Source organism: Rheinheimera sp. MM224 (assembly GCF_947090785.1).
In the GTDB taxonomy this organism is placed as follows: Bacteria; Pseudomonadota; Gammaproteobacteria; order Enterobacterales; family Alteromonadaceae; genus Pararheinheimera.
In genome coordinates, this window is the sequence record NZ_OX352320.1 from 313005 (window position 1) to 325085 (window position 12081).

Genomic DNA, 12081 nt, shown 5'->3' on the forward strand with positions numbered 1-12081 from the left:
GGCGATGAAAAAACACTATCAATGGATAAAAAATGGTTTGCCGCTAATTATAGCGCTGGCACCCGGAATGGCGTCGGCTTCGTCGCGTAACGTATCTTCGGTGCTTAAAAGTAAAAATCCTATAGTACTGACTTCTGCTCAGGTGGCTGAACAGCCTGATACACCACAGGATAGTTTTTCTGCCTTTAGTTCAGAATCAACGGAAACATTTCCGCTTCATACAGCCACTATTGCAAAAAAAGCTGAACCTGCACTGAAGCTGCAGCCGTTACAGCAGCAGTATCTAACTCAGATGCTGAATAAAAACAGCAGTTCAGGCCAGGCTGGTTCACGTTTTGATGGTGTAAAAGCAGTGGGGGGAGTGAATGAGCTGATAAGAACTGTGGGGAACTGTATCACCAGTATCACCAGTAGTCCCGGTTTATGCCAGGATGACCCAAGTGTCACTTGTTCAGTAGATGCAGATTGTGATCTGAGTCTCTCTGTGGCCGATGCTTTTATGGCCGAAGGGAACAGTGGCAGCACCAATATGGCGCATACCGTGAGCTTGAACAGGACAACTTTGGACCCCGTCACTGTAACCTACACCACGTCGCCGGTGAGCGCGACAGCGGGCAGTGATTATACTCATGTCACAAATATAGCAACCATTGCGGCTGGTCAAACTACAACTATTGTTAATGTACCTATCCTGGGCGATGGGCTGATTGAAACTGACGAAACCTATACCCTGACATTGTCTGATCCATCTATTGGTGCATCTATCTCTGACGCAACAGCTACTGGCACTATCACCAACGATGATGTGGCGCCAGCTGTGACTTCAGTCACTAGCTCCAGTGCTAACGGCACCTATAATACCGGTGACATTGTATCTGTGACTGTTAATTTCTCAAAAAACGTCACAGTAACTGGTACGCCACAGCTGACTCTGGAAACCGGCACTACAGATACTGTGCTGAACTATTCTTCAGGTTCTACGACCTCCGCACTTGAATTTAATTACACTGTGGCAGCAGGCCATAGCAGTCCCGATCTGGATTATACGTCCACTTCTGCTTTGGCTTTGAACAGTGGCACCATCCGCGATGCCGCAACCAATAATGCTATTTTGACTTTAGCCAGCCCTGGTGCGGCAAATTCATTAGGTGCTAATAAAAACCTGATTATAGATGGTGTTGATCCTACGGTCAGTAGCGTCTCTGTTCCAGCGAATGCTACATATTCTTCAGGGCAAAACCTTGATTTTACTGTCAATACCAGTGAAAACGTTACTGTAAACACTGGTGGCGGTACCCCTCGGATCGCCTTAACCATAGGTGCCACCACAAGATACGCTACTTATGTCAGTGGCACTGGTACCAGTGCTTTGCTGTTCCGTTATACAGTCGATATCACAGACGTAGATACGGACGGTATAGCTGTAGGGGCAGCTATTGATGCTAATGGTGGCACTTTAAGAGATGCGGCGACCAACTCCCTGACTTTAACTCTGAACTCGGTGGGAGCGACTACTGGTGTGCTGGTTGTTTCAACACCAGCAGTGACAGATGGCAATATCAGTATTTCAGGTGCCAGTGGCACAGGTGGTGCTTATAAAATTGGCGATACCGTCACAGCAAGCTGGAACAATACAGCTGGTGGGGACAATAACTCAGGCATCACTGGGGTGACGGTTGATTTCTCAGCTTTTGGCGGTGGCGCTGCAGTGGCTGCAACTGAAAGTAGCGGCACCTGGACTGCAAGCTACACCATCACAGCTGGTGCTGTAGATGCAGCTAACCGCAATGTCAGTGTGACCGCAAGTAATGCGCAAGGTGGAACTACAAGAGCAGATACCACCAATGCTACGGTCGACAGTGTGGCACCGACAGTCAGCAATGCCAACATTAGCATCTCAGGTGCAACAGGTACTGGTGGTGCTTATAAAATTGGTGATACGCTCACTGCTACTTGGAACAATACAGCGGGTGGTGATAACAACAGCGATACCATCAGTGGCGCAACAGTAGATTTCTCCTCTTTTGGTGGGGGAGCTGCAGTAGCTGCGACTAATAGTGCAGGTACCTGGACAGCTACCTATACCCTCACAGCTGGTGTGATTGACGCCGCCAACCGTAATGTCTCTTTCAGCGCAGTGGATAACGCCGGCAACACCACGACCACCGCAGATACGACTAACGCGACGGTCGATACTGTTGCACCTATTGTGTCCGATGTTTATATCGGTATTTCAGGCGGGACTGGAACTGCGGGTGCTTACATTATCGGTGACACTGTCACTGCCAGTTGGGACAATAGCGCTATTGGTGACGATAACAGCGATACCATCAGTGCAACCACAGTTGATTTTTCAGCCTTTGGTGGTGGTGCTGCTGTAGCTGCAACCAATAGCAGCGGTACATGGACGGCTACTTATACTCTGACTTCGGGCGCCATTGAAGCGACAAATCTTAATGTGTCTGTCACAGCAATGGATAATGCTGGCAATACAAGAACCCAGGCCGACAGCAGTAATGCCGCTGTGGATAATGTGGCGCCTGCCGTGGCAAGTGTCAGTGTTCCGGCTAATGCAACTTACAAAGCGGGCGATCACCTTGATTTTGTTGTCAGCATAGCTTCTGCAAGCGATGTAGTGGTTGACAGCACTGGCGGCACTCCGCGTTTAGCTTTAACCATTGGTTCTTCAACTGTTTATGCCAGTTATATCTCTGGCTCTGCTTCGCCTAATTTAACTTTCCGTTATACAGTTCAGGCAGCTGATTTGGATGCCGATGGTATTGCAGTTGCTGCAGCTATTGATCTGAATGGTGGTACTTTAAAAGACGGTTCAGGCAATAATCTGGCCTTAACTCTGAATTCTGTAGGCAGCACAGCTGCGGTATTGGTGGATGCTGCGCCTCCAGCAGCACCTTCAACTCCTGATTTAGCGGCAGGCTCAGATACAGGGGCGAGTTCGACAGATAATATTACCAACGACACCACTCCAACACTCACTGGTACTGCAGAAGCGGACAGCACAGTCACTTTGTATGATACAGACGGAACCACTGCGCTTGGAACTATACCTGCCGATGGCAGTGGTAACTGGAGTATTACCAGTTCAGCTCTGATTGACGGTGCTCATACTCTGACGGTAAAAGCCACAGATGCAGCGGGTAATGAGTCAGTCGCTTCAACCGGATTATCTGTGACTATTGATACCACAGCACCCACAGTCACAGATGCTAATATCAGCATTGCCGGAGGCTCAGGCACCAGTGGTGCTTATATAGTCGGCGATACTGTCACTGCCAGTTGGAACAATGGTGCAGGTGGCGACAACAATACGGATGTAGCCAGCACTGTTACTATTGATTTCTCTGCATTTGGTGGTGGTGCGGCTGTCGCTGCGACCAATAGCGGTGGTACCTGGAGTGCTACCTATAGCATAGTGGCTGGTGTGATTGATGGTACTAACCTGAATGTTTCGGTCAGTGCAACTGATACCGCTGGTAATTTGACCACCACTGCGGACAGCAGCAATGCCACAGTCGACACTATTGTGGCGACTATCAGCAGTGTTGGCGTGCCAGCTAATGCGACTTATGAAGTAGGGCAAAACCTCGATTTCACAGTGAACGCGAATCAAAATATTACAGTGAACATTGCTGGCGGAACGCCACGTATTGCTCTGACGCTTGGCGCTTCCACTGTGTACGCCACTTATGTTTCCGGTTCAAGTACCGGTGTGCTGACATTCCGTTACACAGTGCAAGTGGGTGATGCGGACAGTGATGGTATTGCTGTTTCCTCAGCCGTGGATCTGAATGGCGGTACTTTAAAAGATGCCGGTGGCAATAACCTGACTTTAACTCTGAATTCTGTAGGCAGCACAGCTGCGGTGTTAGTAGATGCGGTAGCTCCGACAGCACCTGCAACTCCTGATTTAGCGGCAGGCTCAGATACAGGGGAGAGTTCAACAGATAATATTACCAACGACACCACACCAACAATCACTGGTACTGCGGAAGCAAACAGCTCTGTTACTTTATATGATACAGACGGAACCACCGCGCTTGGAACTGTAGCTGCCGATGGTAGTGGTAATTGGAGTATGACCAGTTCAGCGCTGAGTGAAGGCAGTCATACTCTGACAGCCAAAGCGACGGACGCTGCTAATAATGAATCACTGGTTTCTGCTGGATTGTCAGTGACTATTGATACCACTGCACCATCAGTCACGGGTTCAACTCCGGATGGTGCCGCTTTAGCTAATGCCGCCAGTGTGATTTTTACTGTGGCCTTTAATGATACGGTTTATGGTTTAGCGGCGGGCGATTTTACTGTAACAGCAACAGGTAGTGCCTCAGGTACTGCTGCCAGTGTTTCGGCAGCTTCGGGTACCAGTGTCAATGTTACAGTGAGTACTATTTCAGGTACTGGCACTTTACGATTAGATACTAACGCGTCCGGTATAACCGATCTGGCGGGTAATCAGGCCCCGGCCTTTACCAGCGGCGGTACTCATACAGTCGATCATGATGCACCTGTTATTACAGGTGTGGCTTTTGATCAGACTTCTATTGATAGCTTGAACCAAACTGCAGTTAGCTTTACTTTGGCTGGTGCTGAGGTAGGCACGACAGCTGAATACACCATCACCAGCAGCAATGGCGGCACTCCTGTTACTGCGTCTGGTATCGCAGTAGGTTCTATTACGCAGCAAATCAGCGGAGTCAACGTTACAGGTTTAATTGATGGCACTTTAACTATCAGCCTGACCTTAACGGATGATGCGGATAACGTCAGTTCAGCCGTCACAGATACTGTGATCAAAGACGCCAATGTACCTGCTGTCACTGCTGTGGCTGTTACTGATGGTAACTATAAAGCCGGAGATACCATCAGCTTTACTGTGACATTAAATGACTCAGTGACAGTGTCTGGTGTTAACTCTACTTTAGGTATAGATATTGATGGGTCGACCCAGCAGGCTGCTTTTGTAAGTTCAGCAGGTACTGTACTGACTTATAGCTATACGGTACTGCCAGGACAAAATACCGACAGCTCAGGTGTTTCTATTGTTGCAAGCAGCATCGTGCTGAATGGCGATACCATCCGTGATTCGGGCAATAATGATGCTGTCCTGACTTTTGCAGGTACCAACAACCCTGACGCTCAGGTCGATACTACAGCTCCTGTTGCTACTGTAGTCACAGACCCGGCTGAAGCTGTATTTGTAAACGCTGCTGATTATGAAATTAAAGGTACTCATAGTGAAATAGGCGTGGCTGTTAGTTTATATGTTGATACCGATAACAACGGTGTTGAAGATAGTCCGGGTCATGACATAGGTCAGGCAATAGTTGATGCTGATGGTAACTGGAGTATACCAAACGTAGCTTTAACCGCAGATACAGAGCACAACTATGTAGTGATCGCTGAAGATGCCGCAGGTAATGAGTCGATAGCAGTAGATGTGCCTACTATTACTGAAGACTCTATTGCTCCTGTTGCAGCTGCGGTTACAGCTCCGGTCACAGCTGTTTCTGTCAATACTTCTACGCAACTGATCGAAGGTACTCATAGTGAAGATGGAGTGACTATCGAACTCTTTGCCGACTCTGATAATGATGGGGTCGCAGATAACAGCACTGTGCTGGCCAGCGCGGAAGTGGGGACTGTTACCACGAGTATCTGGTCATTCAATGCGCCTTTGACAACAAATACAGAGAACAACTTTGTCGTGATCGCAAAAGACAAAGCTGGCAACGTTTCAGCGGCAGTGGATGTGGTGACTATCACTCAGGATTCTGTTGCTCCTGTTGTCACAGTCACTGCATTGACTACCGCAGACTCTACGCCAGGGCTTACAGGCACGGTGGATGATGTGACTGCCAGCTTAAGCCTGACAGTAGATGGGCAAACTCTTACTCCAACCAATAATGGTAATGGTAGCTGGACTTTAGCTGATAACCTGATCGCTGCTTTGGATCATGGTATTTATGACGTGGCTATAAGTGCTACAGATGCTCAAGGCAATATAGGTACTGATGCATCCAGCAACGAGCTGACGATCGACTTATTACCACCGTCAGGTTATAGCGCTGCTATTGTGCAGGATATTATCAACGCAGCTAACCAGACAGCCATGAGTTTTGTCTTTGCTGGTGCAGAAGTTGGCACTGTGTATAACTACAGCGTGTCAGACGGTACAAACTCTGTAACTGGTTCAGGCACTGTTAGCAGTGCAACTCAGCAAGTGGGGTCTATTAATGTCACGGCTCTGGCTGAAACCACATTGCAATTAAGCGTCATTCTAACCGATGTCGTAGGCAATGCTGGTTCAGTAGTGACTGACACTGTACTGAAGCGCTACAACACAACACCTTTGATTTCAGGGACTGCTTCCACCTCAGTGAATGAAGACAGTCTGTACAGCTTTACGCCTACTGCAACTGATGCAGACTCAGGTACTACCCTGACATTCAGCATCAGTAATAAACCGGCCTGGGCAACCTTCAGTGCGTCAACAGGTACACTGACCGGAACTCCAACAAACGCCAATGTGGGTGCAACCAGCGGTATAGTCATTAGTGTCAGTGATGGTACAGCCAGTGCCAGCTTGCCTGCTTTTGCAATTACTGTAGTCAACACCAACGACGCACCTCTAGTCAGCTCAACAGCGGTTACAGTGGCGACTCAGGGTTCTGCTTACAGCTATAGCTTTGCGGGCACAGATGTGGATGTGGGAGATACCTTAACCCGCTCAGTGGTCACCAAACCGGCCTGGCTGAACTTTAATGCCAGCACAGGTCTGTTGTCCGGTACACCAGGCAACAGCGACGTAGGTGTACATTCAGTTACGTTACGGATCACTGATGCGGCGGGTTTATTTGCCAACCAAAGCTTCAACATTACAGTGACAAATATCAACGATGCACCAACCATCACAGGTTCGCCTGCTGTCACAGTAGCTCAGGGAGCAGCCTATAGCTTTGTGCCAACAGCTGCGGATGTAGACACTGGTACAACGCTGACCTTCCGCATTGCGAATAAACCAACATGGGCCACGTTTAATACAGCGACGGGTGCTTTAAGTGGAACACCGGCTAATGCGAATGTAGGTGCAACAGCAGGTATTGTGATTAGTGTATCTGATGGCACTTTAAGTGCGTCCCTGCCAGCCTTTACGCTGACAGTGACAAATATCAACGATGCACCAACCATCACAGGTTCGCCTGCTGTGACAGTAGCTCAGGGAGCAGCCTATAGCTTTGTGCCAACAGCTGCGGATGTAGACACTGGTACAACGCTGACCTTCCGCATTGCGAATAAACCAACATGGGCCACGTTTAATACAGCGACGGGTGCTTTAAGTGGAACACCGGCTAATGCGAATGTAGGTGCAACAGCAGGTATTGTGATTAGTGTATCTGATGGCACTTTAAGTGCGTCCCTGCCAGCCTTTACGCTGACAGTGACAAATATCAACGATGCACCAACCATCACAGGTTCGCCTGCTGTGACAGTAGCTCAGGGAGCAGCCTATAGCTTTGTGCCAACAGCTGCGGATGTAGACACTGGTACAACGCTGACCTTCCGCATTGCGAATAAACCGACATGGGCCACGTTTAATACAGCGACGGGTGCTTTAAGTGGAACACCGGCTAATGCGAATGTAGGTGCAACAGCAGGTATTGTGATTAGTGTATCTGATGGCACTTTAAGTGCGTCCCTGCCAGCCTTTACGCTGACAGTGACAAACACTAACGACGCACCAGTAGCAGCAAACAGCTCTGCAACTACAGCTGAAGACACACCTCTGAGCCTGACGCTGACAGCGCAAGATCCAGATCAGGATGAATTGAGCTTTGAAATTGTTACTCAGCCTGAACACGGTACTGCGACAGTGCAGGGCAGCTTGCTGGTCTATACACCAGAGCAGGACTTTAATGGCACAGACAGTATTGGTTTCGTCGCTAATGATGAGGAGTCCAGCTCTGCTGTCGCCACTATCAGCCTGACTGTCACAGCTGTGAATGATAATCCGCAAGTTGAAGATGATAGCTACAGCCTGCAACGGGTTGAGAGTAACCAATATCAACTGGCGGTATTAGCTAATGACAGCGATGTCGATGAAGACACTCTGACCATTGATGGTGCCTCTACTTCAGTGGGTACTGTGACCTTTAATGCTCAGGGCTTAACTCTGACCACGCCAGCCCTTTATGTAGGCCCTGTCAGTCTGCGTTACACAGTAACTGACGGTAAAGGCGGACGTGATAGTGCTGATGTAAACCTGATTATCGAGGGTGGTGCAGCGTCAAACCTGCCGGTGATTACAGTGCCTGCTGATATCGAAGTGAATGCAACAGCGCTGTTTACCCGCGTGCAGTTGGGTACTGCAACAGCAGTGGATCGTAACGGTCGTCGTCTGAGAGTATCGCTGATCAACGGTAGTCTGTTTTTTGCGCCAGGCGAGCATATTGTCTACTGGCAAGCCACGGATGCTGATGGCAATACCGCCACTAAAGCCCAGCGGGTTCGGGTGAATCCATTGGTGTCCTTAAGCAAAGATCAACTGGTGACCGAAGGCAGCGAAGTTGAGGTTCAGGTGATATTGAATGGTCCGGCCCCTGTCTATCCGGTGTCTGTACCTTATGTTGTCAGCGGCAGTGCAAATGGCAACGACCATACACTGGTGTCCGGTGTAGCTGAGATCAGCTCAGGCCTGAGCACGACCATCCGCTTTAATGTGTTGGAAGATGGTCAGGCTGATTCACCTGAAGATGTCATTATTACGCTGGATAGTAGCGTGAATCGTGGCAGCCAGCGCGTCAGTCGGATTGTGATCAGTGAAGCCAATATAGCTCCTGTTGTGTCTTTAACTGTGAATCAGAATAACGAAAATCGTCTGACCATCAGTGAAGGGGACGGTTTGGTGACTGTGACTGCCACTGTGACTGATGCCAATCCACAGGATCAAATTACTGGAGTCTGGAACCTTGGTCGTCTGAATAATGTAACCTCAGATCAAACTCAATTAAGTTTTGATCCGACAGAGCAAGGGCCTGGTTTATATCTGGTTAGCTATACGGCTACAGATAATGGAACTCCTAGTTTGTCTGCAACGTCCAGAGTCTTTATTGTGATCCGGCCAAACTTACCGACGCTAGGCTCTGCTGATACGGATGGCGATTTAGTGCCAGATGATCAGGAAGGTTTTGCAGATTCAGACGGTGATGGTATTCCGGATTATCAGGATGCGATTAACGAATGTAACGTGATGCCAACAGAGTTATTGGGACAAACTCAGTTTGTGGCTGAAGGTGAGCCAGGTGTCTGTTTACGTTTGGGTACTGTAGCCGCAGAAACTGATGCCGGTGGTTTGCAGATTGCAACAGATGCCATTGAAACAGACGATGTGGCAGTTAATATAGGCGGTATCTTCGACTTTATCGCTTATGGTTTGCCTGAACAGGGTAAGAGTTACAGCCTGGTGATACCACAACGTTTACCAATACCGGCGAATGCCGTGTATCGTAAATTTAATGATGTCACAGGTTGGGTTGATTTTGTCAGCAATGAGCGTAACTCGGTCTCCAGTGCGGCCGGTGAGCGTGGTTTCTGTCCTCCTCCGGGTGATGCAGTCTGGACTGAAGGTTTAACTGAAGGTCACTGGTGTGTGCAGGTGACTGTGGAAGATGGTGGTCCTAACGATGCAGACGGTATTGCCAACAGTGCGATTGTTGACCCAGGCGGTGTAGCCGTTGAGCTTAATGGTAACAATCTGCCTGTTGCAGTAGCGGATGAAGCTTCGGTTCTGGTGGACAGCAGTGTGGATGTGAATGTACTGGCGAATGACACGGATGTTGACGGAGATGCTTTGACGGTCAATCAGGCAATCAGTAGCTTCGGTACTGTGACTATTCTGGCTGATCAACAGTTAAGCTACACACCAAACCCTGACTTTGTTGGTACTGATACAGTGATATACAGTATTACCGATGGCAAAGGTGGCACTGCAAGCAGTGAATTGGTGGTGGACGTGTTTAGCAATACTGCACCAGTGGCGGTAAATGACACTGCATCCACTGATGACAGAACAGCGATACTGATAGCTGTACTGACCAATGACACCGATGCCGAGGGTGATGTATTGACCGTTAGTGCAGCCAGTGCGTTGGAAGGAACTGTCAGTATTGAAGCTGATCAACGCCTGCGTTACACACCAAAAGCAGGTTTTGATGGGGTAGATACCATCAGTTATACAGTGACAGACAGCTCTGGCGACTCCGCAACGGGTTCAGTCAGTGTCACAGTCCGCGCTTATCAGGATGTAGTAGTAGATAACAAATCAAGTGGGGGCAGTATGACCTGGTGGATGGGGATGGTATTAGCAGGAGCTGTGATGTTGCGTCGCCGTTCAGTCTTTGGTGTTGCCGCTGTCGCATTGCTTTCTTTCAGTCCTTTTAGTCAGGGCGAAAATTGGTACCTGCAAGGTGCGGTAGGACAGAGTAAGGCCGATCAGAAACAAAACCGCCTGGTAGAAGAATTACCCAGCGGCACCATCACGGCCTTTGATGACAGCGATAGCTTGTATGGCATCACTTTAGGTTACAAGCTGCACCCTTATTTCTCGCTGGAGATAGGGTATCAGGACTCAGGTGAAGCCAGCAGTCAAATCAGCGGTGATAGTCTGACTCCAGAGCAATACCATGAATTGGTCAAAGCAGTGAGCCCTGTGCTGGTGGATGGCTGGACTATAGCTGGCCGTTTTACCTTATGGCAAAACGAGCAGTGGGACCTGGAAGTGCCATTGGGAGTTTTGAATTGGGATAGTGAAGTCGAAAGTACGATGGGCGATACCACGTTATATTCAACAGATGACGGCAAAAATTGGTTCTTGGGTGTACAACTGAATTACAAAGTGTCGGATGACTGGAAAGTCGGCTTGGGTTATCAACAACTGCAATTGGAAGCGAATGATGTTAGTAGCTGGTTGTTGAGTTTACGCTACGATTTTTAATTGCATTTTTTCTCAAAAGGGCGGTGTTTACCGCCCTTTTGTATTTCTACTACACAGGATAGTTTTACCTTGTTATGTTTTGTGACAAATAAAGGCTGCGGGTTTTCAGATCGCTTTGTTATGTTAAGCTGAGTGCAAAAGTAAATCGGAGTAAAAGTAAATGTCAGGACAAGGCTCAGGTGGTAACGTATTAGCCGCATTATGTAGTTTGTTTATCCCAGGTTTAGGGCAATTGTTACAAGGCCGTTTGATAGCAGCTATTCTGTTTTTCGCAATCACAGTGGTGGGTTATGCACTGTGGTGGTTAATCATCCCGCTTATTATTGGTGGCATCGCACACTTGTTTGCGATACTGGATGCTGCCCGTTTTAAGTCTTACCGTTGAACCTGCACAGTTAACTGACGTAATGCGGCTTCCAACTGTGGAACTAAAGCCGCATGACGTTCATGCACATAATGAAAAATTTCGGTTTTGGCCAAATCAGGTGCAATAGTGTAAATACCTTGATAAGCCTGTTGTTTTAACAGCCATTCGGTTTCATCCCCCAAGAGCACTGCAATATCAGCCCTGCCTGATAACAGCCTCCGTATAGCCTGCGGAATAGTGTTTACTTCGGTGTATTGTTGGCCCTGCATATTGATTTTGGCCAGATAAATTCCCCGTAAAACATCCACCCGCCAAATGCCTAAGCTTTGCCAGTTTCTAATCTGGATGGCGGGATCACGACTAAAAGCCGTAATACGGATATGCCCTATAGGTACTTTGACCCGGACCATATTAGGTAACATGGTAGCCGCTTCAGCTGTTCGGCTAAGCTCGGCATCAAGCATCAGTCCTTTATTGCTTTCATAAGCACTGCGTTCCAGTGGCATAACCACCAGCTTCATCTGATAGCCTAATTGTTGATAGGCTTTTTCCATTAATAAGATACTGGGGTGATCAAGAGGTAAATTATTGGATGCGCCGACATCAATCTGTCGTGCTGTGGCTAGGCAAGTGCTGCACTGAACGCAAAACAGGCAGAGTAATAAAAAGCGCATAGATGACTCCCCGACAGATCTGCTTT

3 protein-coding genes are annotated in these 12081 nt (G+C 48.4%); 2 read left to right on the forward strand and 1 reads right to left on the reverse strand.

Features of this window, described 5'->3' with window-relative positions; genetic code table 11:
* Positions 1 to 4 precede the first annotated feature (4 nt).
* Both OM978_RS01580 and OM978_RS01585 read left to right on the forward strand, forming a co-directional pair.
* Positions 5 to 11014 carry an Ig-like domain-containing protein gene (locus OM978_RS01580; RefSeq protein WP_264344957.1) on the forward strand — a complete coding sequence of 3670 codons (11010 nt, stop codon included), beginning with the start codon at positions 5 to 7 and terminating at the stop codon, positions 11012 to 11014.
* A gap of 160 nt (positions 11015 to 11174) precedes the next feature.
* Positions 11175 to 11399 carry a hypothetical protein gene (locus tag OM978_RS01585; protein WP_264344959.1) on the forward strand — a complete coding sequence of 75 codons (225 nt, stop codon included), beginning with the start codon at positions 11175 to 11177 and terminating at the stop codon, positions 11397 to 11399.
* On the opposite strand, the gene OM978_RS01590 is transcribed toward OM978_RS01585, so the two are convergent.
* Positions 11390 to 12055 carry a hypothetical protein gene (locus OM978_RS01590; RefSeq protein WP_264344961.1) on the reverse strand — a complete coding sequence of 222 codons (666 nt, stop codon included), beginning with the start codon at positions 12053 to 12055 and terminating at the stop codon, positions 11390 to 11392. The two genes, OM978_RS01585 and OM978_RS01590, sit on opposite strands and share 10 nt — an antisense overlap.
* Positions 12056 to 12081 lie beyond the last annotated feature (26 nt).